Source organism: Streptomyces spororaveus, from assembly GCF_016755875.1.
GTDB classification, from domain to species: domain Bacteria; phylum Actinomycetota; class Actinomycetes; order Streptomycetales; family Streptomycetaceae; genus Streptomyces; species Streptomyces spororaveus.
Genome location: NZ_BNED01000005.1, coordinates 3,596,383 through 3,619,917 on the forward strand (window position 1 = coordinate 3,596,383; position 23,535 = coordinate 3,619,917).

Consider the following 23,535-nt stretch of genomic DNA (forward strand, 5'->3'; position numbering starts at 1 on the left):
CTTGCCCGGCCCCGGCTTCGCGGCCTCGGGCTTCACGTCCTCGGGCTCCGCCGCCGACGCAGCATCAGCCGCAGGCTTCGCACCCTCGGGCGCGGGCACGGCCTTGCCCAGCCCGGGCTTGCCACCCTCAGGCTTCGCCGCAGGCGTCCCGGCAGCCGAAGCCGCGGCGTCTGCCCCGGACTTCTCGCTGCTGGGCTTCGCCGCAGGCGACCCGGCAGGCGACCCGGCAGGCGACTCGGTGTGCTCCGGCTTCGACATGCGTCCCCTCTGCGATCGTGCCGCTGCTCCGCCTGCCCCAGCGGCTGAGCGACCCGGCGGCCGGGGCTCGCGATAACCCGCCCCGGCAGAACCCTCATTGTTCCTCACTCCGCAACGGACGGGCGCCCCGGGTCTGCGGTTCCCCCCTCCGCATCCCGGAGTTACAACGGAACGATGTCGGGCGCCCCCAGCCGCGCCGCGTCCGCCGTCTGGTCGTCCGGCTGGCGCTGCGATTCCCGCTCGGCCTGGACCCGCTTCTCGTAGTGCTCCACTTCCTTCTCGATCTGCTGCTTGTCCCACCCCAGAACCGGAGCCATCAACTCCGCACATTCCCGCGCCGACCGCGTCCCCCGGTCGAAGGTCTCGATCGAGATCCGCGTCCGCCGCGTCAGCACGTCGTCCAGGTGCCGGGCCCCCTCGTGCGAGGCCGCGTACACGATTTCCGCGCGCAGGTAGTCGTCCGCCCCGGACACCGGCTCCCGCAGTCCCGGATCGGCGGCCATCAGGTCCAGCAGTTCCTCCGTCAGCGACCCGAAGCGGTTCAACAGGTGTTCCACCCGCACCACATGAAGGCCCGCCCGGGCCGCGATCCGCGCCCGCCCGTTCCACAGGGCCCGGTACCCCTCCGCCCCCACCAGCGGCACGTCCTCCGTCACGCATTCCGCGACGCGCTGGTCCAGGCCGTGCACCGCCTCGTCGACCGCGTCCTTCGCCATGACCCGGTACGTCGTGTACTTGCCGCCGGCGACCACCACCAGCCCCGGCACCGGGTGCGCCACCGTGTGCTCGCGCGACAGCTTGCTCGTCGCGTCCGACTCCCCGGCCAGCAGCGGCCGCAGGCCCGCGTACACGCCCTGGACGTCGTCACGCGTGAGCGGCACCGCCAGCACCGAGTTCACGTGCTCCAGCAGGTAGTCGATGTCGGCGCTCGACGCCGCCGGATGCGCCTTGTCCAGGTCCCAGTCGGTGTCCGTGGTCCCCACGATCCAGTGCCGGCCCCACGGGATGACGAACAGCACCGACTTCTCGGTCCGCAGGATCAGCCCGGTGCTCGAATGGATCCGGTCCTTCGGTACGACCAGATGGATGCCCTTCGAGGCCCGCACGTGGAACTGGCCGCGTTCCCCGATCAGCGCCTGGGTGTCGTCCGTCCACACCCCCGTCGCGTTCACGACCTGCTTCGCGCGGATCTCGTACTCGACTCCGCCTTCCACGTCCCGTACCCGCGCGCCGACCACCCGTTCGCCCTCGCGCAGGAAGCCGACGACCCTCGCCCGATTGGCGCAGTGCGCCCCGTACGCGGCGGCCGTGCGCACCAGCGTGGTGACGTAGCGCGCGTCGTCCATCTGGGCGTCGTAGTACTGCAGGGCCCCCACCAGTGCGTCCTTGCGGAGCGCCGGCGCCACCCGTAGCGCACGTCCCCGCGACAGGTGCCGGTGCACGGGCAGGCCGCGTCCGTGGCCGCTGGAGACCGACATCGCGTCGTACATCGCGACGCCCGCTCCGGCGTAGATCCGCTCCCAGCCCTTGTGCTGCAAGGGGTACAGGAAGGGCACGGGCCTCACCAGGTGCGGGGCGAGGCGCTCCAGCAGCAGGCCGCGCTCCTTCAGCGCCTCGCGCACGAGGGCGAAATCGAGCATCTCCAGGTACCGCAGGCCGCCGTGGATCAGCTTGCTGGAGCGGCTGGAGGTGCCCGAGGCCCAGTCACGCGCCTCCACCAGCCCGGTCGACAGGCCGCGCGTCACGGCGTCGAGCGCGGTGCCGGCGCCCACCACGCCCGCGCCCACCACCAGCACGTCCAGTTCCCGCTCGGCCATCCGGGTGAGGGCCTCGGCCCGCTGCACCGGCCCCAGTGTCGCTGTCCTCACGGCTGCCTCCCGTTGGTGCGGATGAGATCCCGCTCACATGCCCCGTTCCACGATTCTGACCGCCCGCACCCACATCAGCCACCGCCTGTGGACAACACAACGGTGGCGTTCACCCCAGAATGCGACATATCTGTCATATATACGCCTAGTCTGACATTGCGCCAGCTCCCCTGCCCCCCGGAGAACTTGCGCGGCAGCCCCCTCATGTCAGGGAAGGGACGGCACCCCCATGCCCGCAGATCTCGCCGTCATCGGACTCGGCCATCTCGGCCTCCCACTCGCCCAGGCGGCCGTCGCCGCCGGAATCGAGACGGTCGGCTACGACAGCGGTCCGGTCACGGACTCCACCCTCACCGCCGCCGAGATCCGCCGCATGTCGGCGGCCGGCTTCCGGGTCACCACCAACCCCGCCGAACTCGGCCGGGTCCGCACGGCCGTCATCTGCGCACCCACCCAGCTCGGCGCCGACCGCGCACTGGACCTCTCCGCCGTCGGCGAGGCCGGCCACGCGCTCGCCGCCCGGCTGCGCCCCCACACCACCGTGATCCTCGAATCCGCCGTCCACCCGGGCGTCACCGAGGACTACCTCCGCCCGATCCTCGAAGCCGGATCCGGGCTGCGGGCAGGCCGGGACTTCCACCTGGCCTACTCCCCCAGCCGCCACGACCCGGGCAACCGCACCCACGGCATCTCCAACACCCCCAAGGTGATCGGCGGCCTCACCCCCGCCTGCACGGAGTCCGCGCACGCCTTCTACGCCCGCCTCACCGAGAAGGTGGTCCGCGCCCGCGGGCTGCGCGAGGCCGAGACCGTACAGCTCCTCGAAACGAACTACCGCCACGTCAACATCGCCCTCATGAACGAGATGGCGGTGCTCTGCCACGACCTCGGCGTCGACCTGTGGGACGTCATCCGCTGCGCCGAGACCAAGCCCTACGGATTCCAGGCCTTCCGCCCCGGCCCCGGCGTCGGCGGCCACGGCGTCCCGCTCGACCCGAACTACCTCCCGCACACCACGCGCACCCCGGGGCACCCCCTGCGCATGGTCGGGCTGGCGCAGGAGATCAACAACCGGATGCCGCAGTACGTCATCCAGCGCTCGGCCACCCTGCTGAACGAGCACGGCAAATCCGCCCGCGGGGCCCGCGTCCTGCTCCTCGGCGTCACCTACAAGCCCGACCTGGCCGACCAGGAGGGCTCCCCGGCCCGCGAGATCGCCAGCCGCCTCCTCGACCTGGGCGCGCTGATCAGCTACCACGACCCGTACATCACGGGCTGGCGGGTCAGGGACCAGCCGGTCCCCCGCGCCGAGTCGCTGTACGAGGCCGCCGCGAACGCGGACCTGACCATCCTGCTCCAGCACCACCGCACCTACGACCTGCAGGGCCTCGCCGTGAAGGCCCAGCTGCTCCTGGACACCCGCGGCGCCAGCCCGGTGGGCGCGGCCCACCGCCTCTGACCTCCGGAAAATCCCCCTACGGAATGTCCGGGGCCACTGCTAGCCTGCGGCGTCACTTATCTCGCACATACGTCCCCCGGGGATGTGCGCGCACATCCCCGGGGGGATCTTCCGTATGAGCCAGAACTTCACGCCGCCCGCGCCCGACTCCTTCACGGCGGCCCCCGCCCCCGCCCCGGCCCGCAGCGGCAACATCGGCCTCGCGATCCTCGGGGCGGCCGTCACCGCCCTGGTCGCGGGCGCCGCCTACGGCGGTCTCATGGGCGCGATCGAGTACCAGATCGGCTACGCGGCGGCCGGCGTCGGATTCCTGGTCGCCCTCGTCGCGGTCCGCCTCGGCGGCCGCAACCCGGTCCTCCCGGTCCTGAGCGCCGCGCTGACGCTCGCCGGCGTCTACGCCGGCTACGTCCTGGCCGAGGCGATCGCCATCTCCAAGGACTACGACGTCACGGTGACCGACCTGCTCACGAGCGAGATCTCCCAGGTGCACCAGTCCTACACGGAGACGTTCGAGCCGATCTCGGTGCTCTTCTTCGCGATCGGGGCCTACGCCGCCTTCCAGACGGCCCGCAAGGCCGCCGCCTGACGCACCGGCCGTCCCCCGCGGGGCACGGAGCCCGGAGTACCGGCGCCCGGCGTGCAGGCACGGCCGCCGCCCGCTGAGCGGGCCCACGGCCCCGGACACGCCGGAGGGCCGGCACCCCGAGCGGGGTGCCGGCCCTCCGTGCGTACCGGGGGAACGGTCAGCGGCTGTGCTGCGAGTCCGCGATCGTGACCTCGACCCGCTGGAACTCTTTGAGCTCGCTGTAGCCGGTGGTGGCCATCGAGCGGCGCAGGGCGCCGAAGATGTTCATCGACCCGTCCGGGGTGTGCGAGGGACCGGTGAGGATCTCCTCGGTGGTGCCCACGGTGCCGAGGTCGACCTTCTTGCCGCGCGGCACGTCCTCGTGGACGGCCTCCATGCCCCAGTGGTTGCCCTTGCCGGGCGCGTCGGTGGCGCGGGCCAGCGGGGAGCCCATCATCACGGCGTCGGCGCCGCAGGCGACGGCCTTCGGGATGTCGCCCGACCAGCCCACGCCGCCGTCGGCGATGACGTGCACGTAGCGGCCGCCGGACTCGTCCATGTAGTCGCGGCGGGCCGCGGCCACGTCCGCGACGGCGGTCGCCATCGGGACCTGGATGCCGAGCACGTTGCGCGTGGTGTGCGCGGCGCCGCCGCCGAAGCCGACGAGGACACCGGCCGCGCCGGTGCGCATCAGGTGCAGGGCCGCCGTGTAGGTGGCGCAGCCGCCGACGATGACCGGGACGTCGAGCTCGTAGATGAACTGCTTGAGGTTCAGCGGTTCGGCGGCGCCCGACACGTGCTCGGCCGACACGGTGGTGCCGCGGATCACGAAGATGTCCACGCCCGCGTCGACGACGGCCTTGGAGAACTCGGCCGTACGCTGCGGGGAGAGCGCGGCGGCGGTGACGACGCCCGAGTCGCGCACCTCCTTGATCCGCTGCCGGATCAGGTCCGCCTGGATCGGCGCGGAGTAGATCTCCTGGAGGCGGCGGGTGGCCGCCTCCTCGTCCAGCTCCGTGATCTCGTCGAGCAGCGGCTGCGGGTCCTCGTACCGGGTCCACAGGCCTTCGAGGTTCAGCACGCCGAGGCCGCCGAGCTCGCCGATGCGGATGGCGGTCTGCGGGGAGACGACCGAGTCCATGGGGGCGGCCAGGAAGGGGAGCTCGAAGCGGTATGCGTCGATCTGCCAGGCGATCGAGACCTCCTTCGGGTCCCGGGTACGCCGGCTCGGGACGATGGCGATGTCGTCGAACGCGTACGCCCTGCGGCCGCGCTTGCCGCGCCCGATCTCGATCTCAGTCACGTGTGGTGGCCTTTCCTCTGGGTCTGCCCGTCCAGTATCCCCGAACGCCGGAGAGTCGCGTTCCCCTGACCGCTGTGCGGACGCCGTGGCCCGGCAACGGGGAGGGGGCGGGCCCGGTCGTCCGGGCCCGCCCCCTCGTCACCGCTCGCGCGCGCCGACTCAGCCCTTGCGGGAGTAGTTCGGCGCCTCGACCGTCATCTGGATGTCGTGCGGGTGGCTCTCCTTGAGGCCCGCCGAGGTGATCCGGACGAACCGGCCGCGGTCCTGCAGCTCGGGGACCGTACGGCCGCCGACGTAGAACATCGACTGGCGCAGGCCGCCGACGAGCTGGTGCACGACCGCGGACAGCGGGCCGCGGTAGGGGACCTGGCCCTCGATGCCCTCGGGGATGAGCTTGTCGTCGCCGCCCACGCCCTCCTGGAAGTAGCGGTCCTTGGAGAAGGACTTCTGCTCGCCGCGGGACTGCATCGCGCCGAGCGAACCCATGCCGCGGTACGACTTGAACTGCTTGCCGTTGATGAAGAGCAGCTCGCCCGGGGACTCCTCGCAGCCCGCGAGCAGCGAGCCGAGCATCACCGTGTCGGCGCCCGCGACCAGGGCCTTGGCGATGTCGCCGGAGTACTGGAGGCCGCCGTCGCCGATGACCGGGACACCGGCCGCCTTGGCGGCGAGCGAGGCCTCGTAGATCGCGGTGACCTGCGGGACGCCGATGCCGGCGACGACGCGGGTGGTGCAGATGGAGCCGGGGCCGACGCCGACCTTGATGCCGTCGCAGCCGGCGTCGATCAGCGCCTGGGCGCCGTCGCGCGTGGCGACGTTGCCGCCGATGACGTCGACGGTGGAGTTCGACTTGATCTTGGCGACCATGTCGCCGACCAGGCGGGAGTGACCGTGGGCGGTGTCGACGACGATGAAGTCGGCGCCCGCCTCGATCAGGGCCTGGGCGCGCTCGTACGCGTCGCCGGCGACGCCGACGGCCGCACCGACGAGGAGCCGGCCGCCCTTGTCCTTGGCGGCGTTCGGGTACTTCTCGGCCTTGACGAAGTCCTTGACCGTGATGAGGCCCTTGAGGATGCCCGCGTCGTCGACCAGCGGAAGCTTCTCGATCTTGTGGCGGCGCAGCAGCTCCATGGCGTCCACGCCGGAGATGCCGACCTTGCCCGTGACCAGCGGCATCGGGGTCATGACCTCGCGCACCTGGCGGCTGCGGTCCGACTCGAAGGCCATGTCGCGGTTGGTGACGATGCCCAGCAGCTTGCCGGCGGGGTCGGTGACCGGGACGCCGGAGATGCGGAACTTCGCGCAGAGCTGGTCGGCCTCGCGCAGCGTCGCGTCCGGGTGCACCGTGATCGGGTCGGTGACCATGCCGGACTCGGAGCGCTTGACCAGGTCGACCTGGTTGGCCTGGTCGGCGATGGAGAGGTTGCGGTGCAGCACGCCGACGCCGCCCTGACGGGCCATGGCGATGGCCATGCGGGCCTCGGTGACCTTGTCCATGGCGGCGGACAGCAGCGGAACGTTGACGCGCACGTTGCGCGAGATGAGGGAAGAGGTGTCGATCGCGTCAGGCGACATGTCCGACGCGCCCGGCAGCAGCAGCACGTCGTCGTAGGTCAGTCCGAGCGTGGCGAATTTGTCGGGCACTCCGTCGGCGGTCATGACACCTTCCCAATGGTCTTGCTCAGCGCGGATGTCCATGCTAACGGGATCCCGACGCGTCTCATTCCACGACCAAGGTCATGCGGAAGTTTCGTCGTTTCCTACGACTGCGGCCCGCGACCGAGGCCCACGCGGAGCTACCGGCACGGACCGCGACGGCCGGCCCGCGTGAAACCCGAGAGACGCCGACGAGGCTTTCCAGGACCCCGGCAGGGCTCCGAGGGAGCCGACGACGGTCCATGCGGTCCGAGCGGCCGCCCGCCTACTGCTCGGCGAGGGCCCGCAGCCGGCTGAGCGCGCGGTGCTGGGCCACGCGCACGGCCCCCGGGGACATGCCGAGCATCTGCCCGGTCTCCTCCGCGGTCAGCCCGACGGCCACCCGCAGCACGAGGAGCTCGCGCTGGTTCTCCGGAAGATTGGCCAGCAGCTTCTTGGCCCAGGCCGCGTCGCTGCTCAGCAGCGCGCGCTCCTCGGGGCCCAGCGAGTCGTCGGGCCGCTCCGGCATCTCGTCGGAGGGCACGGCGGTGCTGCCCGGGTGCCGCATGGCGGCCCGCTGCAGGTCGGCGACCTTGTGTGCGGCGATCGCGAAGACGAAGGCCTCGAAGGGCCGCCCGGTGTCCCGGTAGCGCGGCAGCGCCATCAGGACGGCGACGCACACCTCCTGCGCCAGGTCTTCCACGAAGTGACGAGCGTCACCCGGCAATCGCGAGAGCCGGGTGCGGCAGTAGCGGATCGCGAGGGGGTGCACGAAGGCGAGCAGGTCGTGCGTGGCCTGCTCGTCGCCCTCCACCGCCCTGCGTACGAGCGCGCTGACGCCCCCGGCACTGCCGCCTTTGGCGGCGCCGGTCGGGCCTGTGGCCGCGGGTGACCCCAGGGCCTCGTCGTCGCGCATCAATCCATGGTGCCTTGGCGCCGGAGCATCCGCGCCGCCATGGCCCTTGTTGTGCATCGAAGCGTTATGAGCAGGTGCGCCGGAACTCATCATCTGCGCCCTCCCCTCCCGCTCGGCCGAATAGTCCCCGAGAGACTCCACACCCTCAAGGATGCGGCATCGCGCACGAAGCGAGTCGTCCCCCGGATTGTGCCCCGCCAATCCCCGGGTGCGCACCGGGTACGGCGGGGACAGAATGCCCTCGACAACAGGAGCCGCCGAGGGCGGCGCGCCACCCCGTCAGCGGGTGGCGGACGGGACCGCTCCCGACGATCCGCGACCTGCGGCGGGCCGGGCCGGGCCGGGCCCGGCCGCGACCGGGAGGTCAGCGGACCAGACCCCAGCGGAAACCGAGGGCCACGGCGTGCGCGCGGTCCGAGGCGCCGAGCTTCTTGAACAGACGGCGGGCGTGCGTCTTGACCGTGTCCTCGGAGAGGAAGAGCTCGCGCCCGATCTCCGCGTTGGACCGGCCGTGGCTCATGCCCTCCAGTACCTGGATCTCGCGCGCGGTGAGCGTGGGCGCGGCGCCCATCTCGGCCGAGCGGAGCCGGCGCGGTGCCAGTCGCCAGGTCGGGTCGGCGAGGGCCTGGGTGACCGTGGCCCGCAGTTCGGCGCGCGAGGCGTCCTTGTGCAGGTACCCGCGGGCGCCGGCGGCGACCGCGAGGGCCACTCCGTCCAGGTCCTCGGCGACCGTCAGCATGATGATGCGGGCGCCGGGGTCGGCCGAGAGCAGTCGGCGGACCGTCTCCACACCGCCCAGCCCGGGCATCCGTACATCCATCAGAATCAGGTCGGAGCGGTCGGCGCCCCAGCGGCGGAGGACTTCCTCGCCGTTGGCAGCCGTCGTCACACGCTCGACGCCGGGCACGGTGGCAACCGCGCGACGGAGCGCCTCTCGGGCAAGCGGGGAGTCGTCGCAGACGAGGACGGATGTCATGACCGCCCTCCGCAGCTGCTGATGCGCGTCACCTTGAGCCTCCAGGCTGGTACGTATCGTCACCTGTGCGGTCGATGCTCCCGGACACCTGTCCGAGAACTTGTTGGTTCAACCGCCTTCGCACTCTCAACGATGGTCACTCGAAAGAGTTACGGGTCGGACGGACACCTTCAGCACTCTACGTGAGGAAGCGATCACGGCGCAGGAGCCACGAGCCGCTTGTCCTCCATCTGGAGCTATGCCCTATTTGGCGGCTTTCCTTCCGTTTGGCACGTGTCTGAGGCTAGATTCCCAATGAGTCATATTTACATCTACTCCGACAGTAGGTGTGGAGACATGGACCGTATCCGCCTCAGTACCGGCACCAAGAGGGACTACCAATGGCAGATTTCTCCCGCCTCCCCGGACCGAACGCCGACCTCTGGGACTGGCAGCTGCTAGCCGCCTGCCGCGGGGTCGACAGCTCCCTCTTCTTCCATCCGGAAGGCGAGCGGGGCGCGGCCAGGAGCGCGCGCGAGGCCTCGGCTAAAGAGGTCTGCATGAGATGCCCGGTGCGTTCTGAATGCGCCGCGCACGCACTCGCCGTCCGAGAGCCCTACGGGGTGTGGGGCGGCCTCACCGAGGACGAGCGCGAGGAACTGATGGGCCGCGCCCGGCACCGCCTGATCCCCGCGTCGAGTGCGATCGGACCGATCGCGCCGAACTGAGAGCCGACGAAACGCCCGAAGGAACGTTTCCTCGAATCAACGGCACGCCCGGGCGTGTCGCCGCCCGGCCCGCGATTCACCCGTTCGGCCGTATCCGGCCGTCCGATGTGTTCGTCCCCGGCCACCGCCGGGGGCGGACGCGGGTCAGCGCGCGGCCGCCCGCTCCAGCTCGGCCAGGGTCGCGGCCACGGCCGGCACCCGGGCCAGGTCGGGCAGGGTCAGCGCCACGACCTCACGCTCGACGGCCGGCTCGACCGCCACCGTGCTCACGCCCTTGGCCCGTACGGACTCCACCGCGAGCTCCGGCAGCACCGCCACGCCCAGCCCGGCGCCGACCAGTCCGACCACCGCCGGGTAGTCGTCGGTGGCGAAGTCGATGCGCGGGGTGAAGCCCGCACCCTCGCACACCTCCACGAGATGACGGCGGCAGCGCGGACAACCCGCGATCCAGGGCTCGTCCGCCAGCTCCGCCATGCCCACGCGCTCCGCCCCGGCCAGCCGGTGCCCCTCCGGGACCAGCCCGACGAGCCGGTCGGTCAGCAGCGGCCGCACCACGAGGTCGTCCCACTCCGCGGCGGAGTGGGACGCCCCGCCGTAGCGGAAGGCCAGCGCCAGGTCGCAGTCGCCCTCGCGCAGCATCTCCACCGAACGCGGCGGCTCCGCCTCGACCAGCGAGATACGGGTTCCGGGGTGCTCGGCGCGCATCGCCGCGAGCGCGGTCGGCACCAGCGTGGAGCTGCCGCTGGGGAAGGACACGAGCCGGACCCGGCCCGCGCGCAGCCCGGCGATGGCCGCGACCTCCTCCTCGGCGGCGGTCAGCCCGGCCAGGATCCCGGCGGCATGGCGGACCAGGGCCTCGCCCGCCTGGGTCAGCCGCATCTCGCGGCCCGTGCGGATGAGCAACGGGGTACCGGCCGACTGCTCCAGCGCCTTCATCTGCTGGGAGACGGCGGGCTGGGTGCAGCCGAGCTCGCGGGCCGCGGCGGAGAAGGACCCGGTACCGGCGACAGCGCGCAGAACCCGGAGATGGCGTGCTTCGATCACCCTTCGAGCATAAGGGTCGCTTTGACTGTTGCGGAAATCTCCCGTCACCTCTTTGGGAAGCTCGGTTAGCGTGGTCCCATGGGCTCCATGCGATTGATCTCTGTGAACCTCGGCCGCGCCACGGCCGTCGACTACACGGACGCGGAGGCCGGGCTGACGGGCATCGGCAAGCGCCCCGTCCCCGGACCGGTCCACGTCACCGCCCCCGGCTCCAAGGCGGCCGGCCTCGGCAGCGGCCTGGCGGGCGACGCCGTCTGCGACAGGCGCCACCACGGCGGCGACCACCAGGCCGTCTACGCGTACGCCCGCGAGGACCTCGACCTGTGGGAGCGCGAGCTGGACCGCGAACTGCCCGGCGGGCTCTTCGGCGAGAACTTCACGACCTCCGGCGTCGACCTGAACACCGCGCGGCTGGGCGAACGCTGGCGGGTCGGCTCGGACCTCGTCCTGGAAGTGGCCTCGGCCCGCATCCCGTGCCGGACCTTCCAGGGAGCCATGGGCGAGGCCGGCTGGGTCAAGCGGTTCACGCGGGAGGCCCGGCCGGGTGCGTATCTACGGGTGATCGAGGAAGGCTCGGTCTCCCCCGGCGACCCGATCGAGATCATCCACCGGCCGGCCCACGAGGTGACCGTGCAGCTGTGGTTCCGCGCCTTCACCACCGAGCGGACCCTGCTGCCGCTCACCCTGGCGGCGGGCGAGGCGATGGAGCCGGAGGCCCACGAGCGGGTTCGCCTGTACGTGGAGAAGTACGGGGCGGGGGCCGGGGCGAGGTAGCACCGTCAGCCGGGGAAGCTAGGTTGCGCCTATGACGACTGCGTTGATCACGGGATCCACGGCGGGCATCGGCGCCGCCTTCGCCCGGCGGCTGGCCGCCCAGGGACACAATCTGGTGCTGGTGGCACGGGATACGAAGCGGCTCGGCGAGCAGGCCACCGAGCTGCACGACCGGCATGGCATCGAGGCCGAGGTACTGGCCGCCGACCTCTCCACGGAGGAGGGCATCACGGCGGTGGAGCAGCGCCTGGGCGACCGCACCCACCCGGTGGACCTGCTGGTCAACAACGCGGGCTTCGGCAACAAGGGCCGCTACCTCGAAGTGCCCATGGCCGATGAGCTGACCATGCTGAAGGTGCACATCGAGGCGGTCCTGCGGCTGACCTCGGCGGCCACGGAATCGATGCGCTCGCGCGGCCGCGGCGGTGTGATCAACGTGGCCTCGGTGGCCGCCTTCCTACCGCGCGGCACGTACGGAGCGAGCAAGGCGTGGGTCGTGCAGTTCACCCAGGGCGCGGCGCGGGACCTGACGGACTCCGGGGTGCGGCTGATGGCGCTGTGCCCCGGCTTCGTCCGGACGGAGTTCCACCAGCGGGCCGGCATGGGTACCGACAACATCCCCGGCTGGATGTGGCTGGACGCGGACAAGCTGGTGGCCACGGCTCTGGCCGACCTGGCCCGCGGGAAGACGGTGTCGATCCCGGACCCGCGGTACAAGGCGCTGATGGGCGTGGTGAAGCTGACGCCGCGCGGACTGCTGGGCGGGATGTCCTCGCGTACAGGCCGCAAGTACGGCCCCCAGTAGCCCGGGCACGTGGTCGGGCAGGTGCCCCGGCGTGCGCGAGGGCGTGCCCGGGAGGGGCCCCGGCGAAGCCCGGCACGAGCGGCCGATCGGGTGATATCTCCCTAAACTGGACCTGTCCCATCCAGCGCGGGAGGCGACGCGATGACATTCGTACAAGTGATCGATTATGAGACGACGCGGTTCGATGAGATGAACGCCCTCATCGACCGCTGGGCGGAGCAGAGCAGCGGCAGGCGCACCGCCACGCACACGATGATCGGCCAGGACCGCGAAGCCCGGAACCACTACGTGGACATGGTGGAGTTCGCGTCGTACGAGGAGGCCATGAAGAACTCCCAACTCCCCGAGACCGACCGGATGTTCCAGCAGATGGTGGCCCTCTGCGAAGGAATGCCGAAGTTCATGAACCTCGACGTGGTCCGCGACGAACACCTCAACAAGCAGCTCGCCCACCGGGTGTTCCAGGAAGCCGCCATGGAAGGGAACATGAGCGTCCTCGACGAGTGCTTCGCTTCGAACTACATCGACCACGACGTCAGCAAGGAGGAGTCCACCGTCATCGGACGCGACGCCATGCGCTCGGACATGGAGACCTGGCGCGCGGCCTTCGACATGACCTTCGAGCCGACGGCCCAGCTGGCCGAGGGCGATCTGGTCACCACGGTGTGGAACTGGCGCGGCACCCACAACAAGGGTCCGTTCATGGGGGTCGCACCGACCGGGAAGACGTACGAGATGTCGGGGAGCACCACCTTCCGCTGCCTGGGCGGCGAGATCGTCGAGGGCTGGTGGCACTACAACCCCGGAGCCCTGCAACGGCAGATGGGCGGAACGGGCACCCCCTACGGAACCTGAGGCGTCCGGACCACGGGGAGTACCGCACCGACGGGGAGCCGGCGGTGAGCGTCCGGGAAGCCGGCGGTGAGCCGTCCGGAGAGCCTACGGGGAAGGCCCCGTCCCGCGGCTGCGGGACGGGGCCTTCTCGGCGTGGTGCGTGCGATCAGTGGCTGTGGCCGTGACCGCCGTGGCCGTGACCGGCGTCGCCCTCGTCCTCCGCCGGCTTCTCGACGACCAGGGTCTCGGTCGTGAGCAGCAGGGAGGCGATGGAGGCGGCGTTCTCCAGCGCGGAACGGGTGACCTTCACCGGGTCGATGACGCCGGCCTTGACCAGGTCGCCGTACTCGCCGGTGGCGGCGTTGAAGCCCTGGCCCTTGTCGAGCTCGGCGACCTTCGAGGTGATGACGTAGCCCTCGAGGCCGGCGTTCTCGGCGATCCAGCGCAGCGGCTCGACGGCGGCGCGGCGCACGACCGCGACACCGGTGGCCTCGTCGCCGGCCAGGCCGAGGTTGCCCTCGAGGACCTTGACGGCGTGGACGAGCGCGGAGCCACCGCCGGAGACGATGCCCTCCTCGACCGCGGCGCGGGTCGCCGAGATGGCGTCCTCGAGACGGTGCTTCTTCTCCTTGAGCTCCACCTCGGTGGCGGCGCCGACCTTGATGACGCAGACGCCACCGGCGAGCTTCGCCAGGCGCTCCTGCAGCTTCTCGCGGTCCCAGTCCGAGTCGGTCGACTCGATCTCGGCCTTGATCTGGTTGACGCGGCCGAGGACCGCTTCGTGGCTGCCGCCACCATCGACGATGGTGGTGTCGTCCTTGGAGATGGTCACGCGGCGGGCGGAGCCCAGTACGTCCAGACCGGCCTGGTCGAGCTTGAGGCCGACCTCTTCGGCGATGACGGTGGCACCGGTGAGGGTGGCCATGTCCTGGAGCATCGCCTTGCGACGGTCGCCGAAGCCGGGGGCCTTGACGGCGACCGCGTTGAAGGTGCCGCGGATCTTGTTGACGACGAGGGTGGAGAGCGCCTCGCCCTCGACGTCCTCGGCGATGATCAGCAGCGGCTTGGAGGCGCCGGCCTGGATGACCTTCTCCAGCAGCGGCAGCAGGTCCTGGATCGAGGAGATCTTGCCCTGGTTGATCAGGATGTACGGGTCGTCGAGGACGGCCTCCATACGCTCCTGGTCGGAGACCATGTACGGCGAGAGGTAGCCCTTGTCGAAGGCCATGCCCTCGGTGAACTCCAGCTCCAGGCCGAAGGTGTTGGACTCCTCGACGGTGATGACACCGTCCTTGCCGACCTTGTCCATCGCCTCGGCGATGAGCTCGCCGACCTGCTGGTCCTGCGCGGAGAGCGCGGCCACGGCGGCGATGTCGGACTTGTCCTCGATCGGACGGGCGGTCGCGAGGAGCTCCTCGGACACGGCCTTGACCGCGGCGTCGATGCCCTTCTTCAGGGCGGCCGGGGAGGCACCCGCGGCGACGTTGCGCAGACCCTCGCGGACCAGCGCCTGGGCCAGCACGGTGGCGGTGGTGGTGCCGTCACCCGCGATGTCGTTGGTCTTGGTCGCCACCTCCTTCACGAGCTGCGCGCCCAGGTTCTCGTACGGGTCGTCCAGCTCGACCTCGCGGGCGATGGTGACACCGTCGTTGGTGATGGTGGGGGCGCCGAACTTCTTGTCGATGACGACGTTGCGGCCCTTGGGGCCGATCGTCACCTTGACCGTGTCGGCAAGCTTGTTGACGCCGCGCTCGAGGGCGCGACGGGCGTCCTCGTCGAACTTCAGGATCTTCGCCATGGGAGCGGTTCAGCCCTCTCGAAAACTCGGGTTTAACGAGCTGCGCCCCTCGCCGCCCGGCAATCAGCGGGGTGACCAGGGGCGCAACTCAAAGCAGTACTGATGAAGAGAATTACTTCTCGACGATCGCGAGCACGTCGCGAGCCGAGAGGACGAGGTACTCCTCGCCGCTGTACTTCACTTCGGTGCCGCCGTACTTGCTGTAGAGCACGATGTCGCCGACGGTGACGTCCAGCGGGAGACGCTGGCCGTCCTCGAAGCGACCCGGGCCCACCGCGAGGACGACGCCCTCCTGGGGCTTCTCCTTCGCGGTGTCCGGGATGACCAGGCCGGAGGCCGTGGTCTGCTCGGCGTCGAGCGGCTGGACCACAATGCGGTCCTCAAGCGGCTTGATGGCAACCTTGGAGCTGGCGGTCGTCACGATCCGACCTCCCCCTTCGGAGATCCGGGGTTAACTGTCTGAGGTGGCGACCAGGTCGATCCGTCGTCGCGGGTGCCGGATCTGCCTGTCGCTGTGTTGGCACTCACCAGGGGTGAGTGCCAGGTGCGAGACTATTCCGGCGATTAGCACTCGGTCAAGCGGAGTGCCAATTCCCGCCGATCGCGCGTTGCGCGGACCGATACCGGAACGCCGCCCTCCGGGGGCTCGCGGACGCGCCGGCCCGCCGCTCTCCACCGCATGGCGCCGCACGGCACCGCATGACCAGGCGAAACGCGGAGCCGGCGGCCCCGTCGGCCGACGGGGCCCCTTTGACCCCTCGGGCCGTCGGACCCGATTGGCCGTTGAGCCATTGGGGCGTTGAGCCCGTTGACCGCCCATGCCGTCGGCCGTCCCGGCCGTACGACCGGGCCGCCTGCCGGAAAACCGCACACACGTCCGTTCGGGATCACTACTGTCCGCGCTATGACCAGGACGAACTCCGGCGTGCGGTGGATCCACACCATCCCGATCGCCATCGGCATCATCTGCGGGATCCTCATGTGGCACATGGCGGTGCCGCGGCTGATCACCCAACTGACGGGAGTGGACGGCACCTTCCTCGCGGAGCGCTGCACCTGGGGCGACCTCGACTCCGACGGGGAGCGGACCATGACGTGCGCGGGGGACTTCACCGCCACCGACGGATCGCTCGCCCTCCCCGGGATCGAGATCGACGGAGTGTTCGACGAATGGCCGGAGGAGCCGGTGAGCGCCCGCGTCAGCGGGCCGTCGGCCGACCACGCCGTGCAGATGGAGTTCGGCGCCTCGCTCGCGGCCATAGGCATGGGGCTGACCGCCTTCGCGTTCCCGGCCTGGGCGCTGACCGCGGCCACCCGCGACGCCCTCGACCGCCGCAGGCGGCGCCGGAACAGCCCGCCGCAGAGCATCGGCCACGACGCCGATTCGTGGGGCCCCCTCCCGTCCGCGTGACCCACCGGGGCGCCCGTCCTGCGGGAAGCGCACTCACCGCACCACACGCACGGCACTTCCCGTCGAACGCTCCGGAAGGAACCATGGGGAGGGCATCAACGTCGTAGATGATATGAAGATAAAGCGCCTCATTGCCGAACAGATCGGACCGAAAGCTTCCGTCGACCCCGGCGCACGGGGCGCCACGTCCTCGCCCTCACCCTGGCCCTCACCTTCACCCGCGCCCTCCCTGTCCGCCCCCAAGGAGGGTGGCGGCATCCCGTGCGTGGACTGAAACCCCTGACGTCGGCGGTCGCCCGCCGCCGCACCGAGGCGCTGCTCCTGGTCTTCGTCATCGCCATCGCCGTTTTCGGCCACGCCGCCGCGGGCCTCGCCATGAACGGCGAGCTGCCGCCCAAATTCGTCGACTTCACCGTCAGCATGACCTTGCTGTCCCTGGTGGGACACCTGGGCGTGCGCCGCTTCGCGGCCTACGCGGACCCGCTGGTCTTCCCGCTCGCCATGCTGCTGACCGGCCTCGGGCTGGTCCTGCTGCACCGCCTCGACCAGGGCTACATCGAGCGCTGGAACTCGGACGCGAACGCCCCCGGCCAGCTGATGTGGACGGTGGTCGGGGTCGCCGCCTGCCTGCTGGTGCTGGCGCTGCTGCGCGACCACCGGCTGCTCCAGCGGTTCATCTACATCACCATGGCCGTCGCGCTGGTGCTGCTGATCGCGCCCGCCTTCTTCGGCGCGGACACCTACGGCGCGAAGCGCTGGATCAAACTCTTCGGCCTCTCGCTCCAGCCGGGTGAGTTCGTGAAGATCATGATCGCGATCTTCTTCGCCGGGTACCTGGTCATCCACCGGGACTCGCTGGCCCTGACGGGCCGCAGGTTCCTGGGCATGCGACTGCCTCCGATGCGCCAGCTCGGCCCGATCGTGACGGTGTGGATCGTCTCGATGCTGGTCCTGGTCTTCGAACGCGACCTCGGCACCTCGCTGATCTTCTTCGGGGTGTTCGTGGTGATGCTGTACGTCGCCACCGAACGCACCAGCTGGATCGTCTGCGGCCTGCTCATGGCCTCGGCGGGCGCCTTCGTGGTCGGCTCGACGGAGCCGCACGTCAAGGCGCGCGTGGCCGCGTGGCTCAACCCGCTGTCGTACTACTGGGAGAACCCGCCGGCCGGAGTCACCTCGGACCAGTCGGCGCAGGCGCTGTTCAGCTTCGGCACAGGCGGCGTCTCCGGGACGGGCCTCGGCGTGGGCCACCCCGAGCTGATCGCGTTCGCCGGGCGCAGCGACTTCATCCTGACCACGGTGGGCGAGGAGCTGGGCCTGGCCGGGGTCATGGCCGTACTGATCCTCTACGCGCTCCTCGTGCAGCGGGGACTGCGGATGGCACTCGGCGCCCGAGACCCCTTCGGCAAACTGCTCGCGGTGGGGCTGGCGGCGGCGCTGGCCCTCCAGGTCTTCGTGGTCGCGGGCGGCGTGACGGGCCTCATCCCCCTGACGGGCAAGGCCCTGCCCTTCCTGGCCAAGGGCGGCTCGTCCCTCCTGGCCAACTGGATCATGATCGCGCTGCTCCTGCGCATCAGCGACAGCGCGGAACGCCAACGCGAGGCGGACACCCACGGCCCGGTGGAAACGATCATCACGCCGGTGGTGCGGGTGTAGGGCCGGGGCACGGGCGGGCAAGCGCGCGGCGCCGCCACGCGCTCCCCGCCTCTCCTCGGCGTCTGCACCCCGTCCCGTCCGTCGGACACCCCCTAGGCGGAGGCGACGACCTCGCCGGAGGTGACCTGCGGCGGGTTGGGCAGGAACCGGGCCAGGTGGTCGCGTACGAAGTGCGCCGCCCTCTCGATCGACTCGTCGGCGCCCGCCCGGTCCCGGAAGACGCTGGTGGACACCATCACCCCGGCTCCCGCATCGACCCAGAAGTACGCCACGAACCCGGGGACCTGACGCATGATCGGCACGAACCCCTCGTCGACGATGCGCCCGGCCTCGGCCGGGTCGGTCACTCCTTCGTACCGCCGGACTGCTGCGTACATGGTTGATCTCCTCAACGGTGCTCGGCGTCGTCGCGAGGAGGACGTACCCGGCCCGGCACCCACGCGTCCGCGCGGCGCCCGGCAATCACCGGAAGGGACGACCTCGGGCGCGTGGTACGGCCCACGGGGCGTCCGCTAGAGGTAGTCCTCCAGGCGGCCGATCCGGTAGCCCTGCTCCTGGATCCGCTGGAGCATGCGGGTCGCCATCTGGGTCTCCGTCGTGCCCTTGAGCTCACCGGGGCCGCGGAAGTGGGCGAGGATGATGTCGCCCGGCTTGAGGGCGGAGCCCTCGGCGTACTGGAAGTTGTTGATCTGCATCGAGGCCCGCCAGAGCACCAGGGACGAGACTCCGCACTCCGAGGCGGCCCGGAGGGTGTCGTCGTTGTAGTTGCCGAAGGGCGGGCGGAAAAGCGGCGGACGCTTGCCGAAGCGCTTCTCCAGGCGTTCCTGCTGGCCGCATATCTCCTTCTTCTGTCCCTCGAAGGACAGGGTCCGCAGATTCGGGTGCGTCAGCGTGTGGTTGTTTATCGTGCTCGCCGAGCCGTTGTCACGGATCTTCTCGAAGTACCCGTAGTCCGACGAGGCCACGCTGTCCGTGAGGAACATGCTGATCGGCAGCTTGAGGTCGGCCGCCATCTTCAGGAACTCGGGGTCCTTCTCCGCGCCGTCGTCGAAGGTCAGGAAGACGACCTTGTCGTCCGCCGGGACGGGTATTCGGTCTATCACCGGGACCTTGCCCGGCCCCGGCTTCGGGATCTGCGGTTTCTGGGCCGGCCTGGGCGCGTACTGGAGGGGGGCCGTCAGGCCCCACTTCTTGTACGCCTCGTCGGAGGCGCCCGCCGACGGCGACGCCGTCGGCGTGGCGCTGCCCGTCGCCGGTGTCGGCTGCGCCGTCTTGGCGGCCAGTCGTTCGGTGGGGGCCGCGCTGTCCCCGCATCCCGTCAGGGACAGCGCCAGCGCGCCGGCCGCCAGCGTTCCGACTACCAACCGGCGCGCGTGCTTCACAGATAGTCCTCCAGGCGAGCCACGGCGTACCCCTTGTCCGTGACGGTCTTCATGACATGACGGATCATGTCAGGCATCGTGCCCTTCCAGTCTTCCTTGCCCCGGAAGTGGGTGAGGATGATGTCGCCGGGGTGGAGATCGCGGTCCCATTCACGGTAGTCCATCCGGTTCGTGAACGCCTCCGCGTTCCACAGCGGGACCGCCTTGATGCCGCAGGACTTCGCCGCGCGCAGCGTGTCCTGGTTGTAGTTGCCGTACGGCGGCCGGAAGAGGGTCGGCCGCTTGCCGAACTGCTTCTGGATGGTGTCCTGCTGGCCGCAGATCTCCTCGCGCTGCTGCTCGTAGGACAGACCGGGCATGTAGCGGTGGTTGAGCGTGTGGTTGTTCAGGGTGACGCCCGCGTCCTGCATCTTCTTGAAGTACGGGTAGTTGTCCCGTACGACGTAGTCGCTGAGGAAGGCCGTGTACGGGATCTTCAGCTCCTGCATCATCTTCAGGAACTCGGGGTCCTTCTCGGAGCCGTCGTCGATGGTCAGGAAGACGACCTTGTCCTCGGTGGGGACGGTGGTGAAGACGTTGGGGTACTCCTCCTGGTCCTCCACCTCGAAGCCGTCGCGCGTGTGGATCTCGGGCTTCTCCTTCGGCGCCGGCGGGGCGGTGAGCGGGGTCTTGCGCAGCCCCCACTTCTTCGCCGCGACGATGCGTGCCTGCTGGGCCGCCTTGGCCTTCTCGGCGGCGCTGAGCGCGCCCGCGGCGCCCGCCTCCGCGGCCTTCTCCTTCGCGGGCCTGTCCGGCCCGGACTGCCCGGATCCGCAGGCCGTTCCGAGGGCGGCGACGAGCAGGGCTGCGACGGCCACCCCGAACCGGCCGCGCGGACCTGCCGCGTACCGGTGACCCTGTTGCGACTTATTTCCCTTTTGTCGTACTAGCTGCATAGCTGCGCATCCTGGCACCCGACACACGGGCTCTCCGGAAGACACCGCGAACGCGGTCCGACCTTCCTTCGACTGGCCCACACCGGGCCGCCCGGGGGCACCCTCCCGCGCCGCCCCGGGGCCGGCCCGTCGCCGACAATGGACCCGTGACCCCCGAAGACTTCGCCGCCCTCCTCGCCCCCGAGGGCCGCGCCCTCCTCGACTCGCTCCGCGACTACGACCCCTCCCAGGAGCTGGCCGTCGCCACGCGGCTGCGCCGCGAGCACCCCGCCGCCCTGGTCTCCGCCGCGCTCGGGCAGGCCCGGCTGCGGCAGCGCGCGGTGGCGAAGTTCGGGGCCGAGGACGCCTTCCGGATGTACTTCACGTCCGGCGGCGGCGAGATGGCCACCCGCGCGTCCGTGGCCTCGTACCGGGCCGAGCGGCTCGCGGCCCTCGGCGTACGCAGCCTCGCGGACCTGTGCTGCGGCATCGGCGGGGACGCCCTCGCGCTGGCCCGGCTCGGGATCCGGGTGCTCGCGGTGGACCACGACCCGCTCACGGTCGCCGTCGCGCGGGCCAACGCCGAGGCGCTGGGTCTGGCGGACCTGATCGAGGTCCGGGAGGCGGACGTGACGGAGGTGGACACCTCCGGCTACGACGCGGTCTTCATCGACCCGGCCCGGCGCGGTGGGCGCGGCCGGATCTTCGACCCGGAGTCGTACTCGCCCCCGCTGTCATGGGCGGTGGAGACGGCCCGCGCGGCGAAGTACGCCGCCATCAAGATCGCCCCCGGAATCCCGCACGAGGCCGTGCCCGCGGAGGCCGAGGCGGAGTGGATCTCCGACCAGGGGGACGTCAAAGAGGCCGTGCTCTGGTTCGGGACCGCGCCCGGGACCGTGCGCGCCACCCTGCTCCCCGGGCCGCGCGCGCTGCACACCGCCGATCCGCTGCCGGATCCGGAGGCCGGGCCGGTGGGCCGCTGGCTCTACGAGCCCGACGGCGCCGTCATCCGCGCCCATCTGGTCGCCGAGGTCGCCGGGCAGCTGGACGGACGGCTGATCGACCCGACGATCGCCTACATCACGGCGGACGAGCTGCGCGCGACGCCGTACGCGACGGCGTACGAGATCACCGACGTGCTGCCGTTCGGGCTGAAGAAGCTGAAGGCGTTGCTGCGCGAGCGCGGGGTGGGGATCCTGACCGTGAAGAAGCGCGGCTCGGCGATCGAGCCCGAGGAACTGCGCAAGAAGGTCAGGCCGCAGGGGCCGAACTCCGCGACCGTCTTCCTGACCCGGGTGGCGGGGGCCCCCTCGATGCTGATCGGCGCCCCGGCCCCGGCCCGCACCGACACCCCCTAGAGGGCCTCAGCCCCCGTCGACGTCCACCGACTCGAACCGCCAGCGGTGCACCGCCCGCGTGATCAGGTCGGCCGCGGGTTCGGGCAGCTCGGGGAGGTCGGCCGCCACGCCCTCGGCGGCCTCCCACCAGGTGATCACGAGGACCCGGTCCTGCGGGGCCCGGAACACCTCGCGGCGCACCGGCTCCCGGGCGAGGACCTGGGCCCGGGCCCACTCCAGCAGTTCCCTGCCCCGGCCGTCGGCGGCCCGGGCCTCCCACATCAGCGCGACGGTGCTCACGAGTACAGGTTGTCCTTGCTCAGTTCGTGCACGTGGTCGTGATCGTGGCCGTGCGTGTGCGCCGTGCCCGGCACGTGCGGGTCCGTCACCGGCAGCGAGGAGTCGGCCGACAGGTCCCAGTCCGATGCGGGCCGGTTCCGCTTGACCATCTCCGCGCCGAGCGCCGCGACCATCGCGCCGTTGTCCGTGCACAGCTTCGGCCGCGGCACGCGCAGGATGATCCCCGCGGCGTCGCACCGCTCCTGCGCCAGCGAGCGCAGGCGGGAATTGGCCGCCACACCGCCGCCGATCATCAGGTGGTCGACGCCCTCGTCCTTGCACGCGCGGATCGCCTTGCGGGTCAGCACGTCCACCACGGCCTCCTGGAAGGACGCCGCCACATCGCGCACCGGGACCTCCTCACCCGCGTTCCGCTTCGCCTCGATCCAGCGGGCGACGGCCGTCTTGAGGCCGGAGAAGGAGAAGTCGTACGCGGCGTCGCGCGGCCCCGTCAGCCCGCGCGGGAAGTTGATCGCCTTCGGGTCGCCCTCGCGTGCGAGCCGGTCGATGACCGGGCCGCCGGGGAAGCCCAGCTGCAGCACCCGCGCGATCTTGTCGAAGGCCTCGCCCGCCGCGTCGTCGATGGTCGCGCCGAGCGGCCGTACGTCGGAGGTGATGTCCGGGGCCAGAAGCAGCGAGGAGTGCCCGCCGGACACCAGCAGCGCCATCGTCGGCTCCGGCAGCGGCCCGTGCTCCAGCTGGTCCACGCAGATGTGGGAGGCCAGGTGGTTCACCCCGTACAGCGGCTTGCCGAGCGCGTACGCGTAGGCCTTGGCCGCCGAGACGCCCACGAGCAGCGCCCCGGCGAGGCCGGGACCCGCGGTGACGGCGATGCCGTCGAGGTCGCGGGCGCTGACGCCGGCCTCCTTCAGGGCCCGTTCGATGGTGGGGACCATCGCTTCCAGGTGGGCCCGCGAGGCCACCTCGGGCACGACGCCGCCGAAGCGCGCGTGCTCGTCGACGCTCGACGCGATCGCGTCCGCGAGCAGGGTCGTGCCGCGGACGACGCCGACGCCGGTCTCGTCGCAGGACGTCTCGATGCCGAGGACGAGCGGTTCGTCAGCCATTGCTCTCACTGCTCTCAGTTCGTGCTTGTGCGGGGTCGGTCAGTCGCATGACGAGCGCGTCGACGTTGCCGGGCTGGTAGTAGCCGCGCCGGAAGCCGATGGGCTCGAAACCGAAGCGCTCGTAGAGCTTCTGGGCGCGGGTGTTGTCCACCCGTACCTCCAGCAGCACCTCGGCGCACTCGAACGCGGTGGCGGCGCGCAGCAGGTCGGTCAGGAGCCGGGCGCCGAGCCCGGTCCCCCACTGGTCGCGGGCGGCCGCGATGGTCTGTACGTCGGCCAGGTCGCCGGCGGCGGCCAGCCCGGCGTAGCCCACCAGCCGGCCCGCCGCGTCCTCGGCGACGACGTAGCGGCGCGTGGCCTGGGGGCCGCGGGCGTGGGCGAGTTCGGACCAGAACATCCCGGCGGACCAGGCGTCCTCGGGGAACAGCTCGTGCTCCAGTTCCAGTACGGGGCCGATGTCCCACCAGCGCATCTCGCGCAGGGTGTG

The 23,535-nt window shown here is 71.0% G+C and carries 23 protein-coding genes; 9 read left to right on the plus strand and 14 right to left on the minus strand.

Annotated elements, in window-relative coordinates; translation table 11 throughout:
* Window positions 1–419 precede the first annotated feature (419 nt).
* A complete protein-coding gene (locus Sspor_RS18320; RefSeq protein ID WP_202200118.1) occupies window positions 420–2,126 on the minus strand; it encodes a glycerol-3-phosphate dehydrogenase/oxidase in 1,707 nt (568 codons plus the stop codon).
* Between the two features lie 229 nt (window positions 2,127–2,355).
* On the opposite strand from Sspor_RS18320, the gene Sspor_RS18325 reads away from it, so the two are divergent.
* Together Sspor_RS18325 and Sspor_RS18330 are read left to right on the plus strand one after the other, a co-directional pair.
* On the plus strand, window positions 2,356–3,585 hold the full coding sequence (locus Sspor_RS18325; RefSeq protein ID WP_202200119.1) for a nucleotide sugar dehydrogenase: 1,230 nt from the start codon (window positions 2,356–2,358) through the stop codon (window positions 3,583–3,585).
* Window positions 3,586–3,700: 115 nt separating this feature from the next.
* A complete protein-coding gene (locus Sspor_RS18330; protein ID WP_202200120.1) occupies window positions 3,701–4,171 on the plus strand; it encodes a hypothetical protein in 471 nt (156 codons plus the stop codon).
* 157 nt (window positions 4,172–4,328) lie between these two features.
* On the opposite strand, the gene Sspor_RS18335 is transcribed toward Sspor_RS18330, so the two are convergent.
* The 4 genes from Sspor_RS18335 to Sspor_RS18350 all read right to left on the minus strand — a co-directional run bounded on the left by Sspor_RS18335 (window position 4,329) and on the right by Sspor_RS18350 (window position 8,980).
* Window positions 4,329–5,453 carry a GuaB3 family IMP dehydrogenase-related protein gene (locus tag Sspor_RS18335; protein WP_030767410.1) on the minus strand — a complete coding sequence of 375 codons (1,125 nt, stop codon included), beginning with the start codon at window positions 5,451–5,453 and terminating at the stop codon, window positions 4,329–4,331.
* A 159-nt stretch (window positions 5,454–5,612) separates the two neighbouring features.
* Window positions 5,613–7,112, minus strand: coding sequence for an IMP dehydrogenase (gene guaB, locus Sspor_RS18340; protein ID WP_202200121.1), 1,500 nt, complete (start codon window positions 7,110–7,112; stop codon window positions 5,613–5,615).
* A gap of 262 nt (window positions 7,113–7,374) precedes the next feature.
* Window positions 7,375–8,004, minus strand: coding sequence for a sigma-70 family RNA polymerase sigma factor (locus tag Sspor_RS18345; protein WP_030389108.1), 630 nt, complete (start codon window positions 8,002–8,004; stop codon window positions 7,375–7,377).
* 364 nt (window positions 8,005–8,368) lie between these two features.
* Window positions 8,369–8,980, minus strand: coding sequence for a response regulator transcription factor (locus Sspor_RS18350; protein ID WP_003948568.1), 612 nt, complete (start codon window positions 8,978–8,980; stop codon window positions 8,369–8,371).
* A gap of 380 nt (window positions 8,981–9,360) precedes the next feature.
* Between Sspor_RS18350 and Sspor_RS18355 the strand changes: the two genes are divergently transcribed.
* Window positions 9,361–9,687: a WhiB family transcriptional regulator gene (locus Sspor_RS18355; protein ID WP_030011164.1), complete on the plus strand. Its 327-nt coding sequence runs from the start codon at window positions 9,361–9,363 to the stop codon at window positions 9,685–9,687.
* Window positions 9,688–9,831: 144 nt separating this feature from the next.
* Here the strand turns inward: Sspor_RS18355 and Sspor_RS18360 are convergent, their stop codons facing one another.
* Window positions 9,832–10,731 carry a LysR family transcriptional regulator gene (locus Sspor_RS18360; RefSeq protein WP_202200122.1) on the minus strand — a complete coding sequence of 300 codons (900 nt, stop codon included), beginning with the start codon at window positions 10,729–10,731 and terminating at the stop codon, window positions 9,832–9,834.
* 87 nt (window positions 10,732–10,818) lie between these two features.
* Here Sspor_RS18360 and Sspor_RS18365 point away from each other — a divergent pair, with 87 nt between their 5' ends.
* From Sspor_RS18365 to Sspor_RS18375, 3 genes are all read left to right on the plus strand, one after another.
* The gene (locus Sspor_RS18365) at window positions 10,819–11,505 is read left to right on the plus strand and encodes an MOSC domain-containing protein (RefSeq protein ID WP_202200123.1); all 687 of its coding nucleotides are present in this window, start codon (window positions 10,819–10,821) and stop codon (window positions 11,503–11,505) included.
* Window positions 11,506–11,536: 31 nt separating this feature from the next.
* Window positions 11,537–12,310, plus strand: a complete 774-nt coding sequence (locus Sspor_RS18370; protein WP_202200124.1) for an SDR family NAD(P)-dependent oxidoreductase — start codon at window positions 11,537–11,539, stop codon at window positions 12,308–12,310.
* A gap of 156 nt (window positions 12,311–12,466) precedes the next feature.
* Window positions 12,467–13,165, plus strand: coding sequence for an ester cyclase (locus Sspor_RS18375; protein WP_308295999.1), 699 nt, complete (start codon window positions 12,467–12,469; stop codon window positions 13,163–13,165).
* Window positions 13,166–13,310: 145 nt separating this feature from the next.
* Here the strand turns inward: Sspor_RS18375 and groL are convergent, their stop codons facing one another.
* Together groL and groES are read right to left on the minus strand one after the other, a co-directional pair.
* Entirely contained in the window at window positions 13,311–14,942 is a 1,632-nt protein-coding gene (gene groL / locus Sspor_RS18380) for a chaperonin GroEL (protein ID WP_202200126.1), read from the minus strand.
* A gap of 112 nt (window positions 14,943–15,054) precedes the next feature.
* Window positions 15,055–15,363 (minus strand): co-chaperone GroES, encoded by a 309-nt coding sequence (gene groES / locus Sspor_RS18385; RefSeq protein ID WP_030011064.1) that lies wholly within the window; start codon window positions 15,361–15,363, stop codon window positions 15,055–15,057.
* Between the two features lie 483 nt (window positions 15,364–15,846).
* Here groES and Sspor_RS18390 point away from each other — a divergent pair, with 483 nt between their 5' ends.
* Complete coding sequence (locus Sspor_RS18390; RefSeq protein ID WP_202200127.1) at window positions 15,847–16,353, plus strand: hypothetical protein; 507 nt, start codon at window positions 15,847–15,849, stop codon at window positions 16,351–16,353.
* Between the two features lie 261 nt (window positions 16,354–16,614).
* Entirely contained in the window at window positions 16,615–18,009 is a 1,395-nt protein-coding gene (locus tag Sspor_RS18395) for an FtsW/RodA/SpoVE family cell cycle protein (protein WP_202200128.1), read from the plus strand.
* A 92-nt stretch (window positions 18,010–18,101) separates the two neighbouring features.
* On the opposite strand, the gene Sspor_RS18400 is transcribed toward Sspor_RS18395, so the two are convergent.
* From Sspor_RS18400 to Sspor_RS18410, 3 genes are all read right to left on the minus strand, one after another.
* Complete coding sequence (locus tag Sspor_RS18400; RefSeq protein WP_202200129.1) at window positions 18,102–18,386, minus strand: hypothetical protein; 285 nt, start codon at window positions 18,384–18,386, stop codon at window positions 18,102–18,104.
* Window positions 18,387–18,521: 135 nt separating this feature from the next.
* Window positions 18,522–19,391 carry a polysaccharide deacetylase family protein gene (locus Sspor_RS18405; protein WP_237403919.1) on the minus strand — a complete coding sequence of 290 codons (870 nt, stop codon included), beginning with the start codon at window positions 19,389–19,391 and terminating at the stop codon, window positions 18,522–18,524.
* Window positions 19,388–20,248, minus strand: coding sequence for a polysaccharide deacetylase family protein (locus Sspor_RS18410; protein WP_237403920.1), 861 nt, complete (start codon window positions 20,246–20,248; stop codon window positions 19,388–19,390). Before Sspor_RS18410 ends, Sspor_RS18405 begins: the two co-directional genes overlap by 4 nt.
* A gap of 224 nt (window positions 20,249–20,472) precedes the next feature.
* Between Sspor_RS18410 and Sspor_RS18415 the strand changes: the two genes are divergently transcribed.
* Window positions 20,473–21,663 carry a class I SAM-dependent methyltransferase gene (locus Sspor_RS18415; protein ID WP_202200131.1) on the plus strand — a complete coding sequence of 397 codons (1,191 nt, stop codon included), beginning with the start codon at window positions 20,473–20,475 and terminating at the stop codon, window positions 21,661–21,663.
* A gap of 6 nt (window positions 21,664–21,669) precedes the next feature.
* Here Sspor_RS18415 and Sspor_RS18420 read toward each other — a convergent pair whose 3' ends face one another.
* The 3 genes from Sspor_RS18420 to rimI are packed head-to-tail and all read right to left on the minus strand — an operon-like array spanning window position 21,670 to window position 23,520.
* The gene (locus Sspor_RS18420; protein WP_202200132.1) at window positions 21,670–21,942 is read right to left on the minus strand and encodes a hypothetical protein; all 273 of its coding nucleotides are present in this window, start codon (window positions 21,940–21,942) and stop codon (window positions 21,670–21,672) included.
* A complete protein-coding gene (gene tsaD, locus Sspor_RS18425; RefSeq protein WP_202200133.1) occupies window positions 21,939–23,048 on the minus strand; it encodes a tRNA (adenosine(37)-N6)-threonylcarbamoyltransferase complex transferase subunit TsaD in 1,110 nt (369 codons plus the stop codon). Before tsaD ends, Sspor_RS18420 begins: the two co-directional genes overlap by 4 nt.
* Window positions 23,041–23,520, minus strand: coding sequence for a ribosomal protein S18-alanine N-acetyltransferase (rimI, locus tag Sspor_RS18430; protein WP_202203724.1), 480 nt, complete (start codon window positions 23,518–23,520; stop codon window positions 23,041–23,043). Before rimI ends, tsaD begins: the two co-directional genes overlap by 8 nt.
* Window positions 23,521–23,535 lie beyond the last annotated feature (15 nt).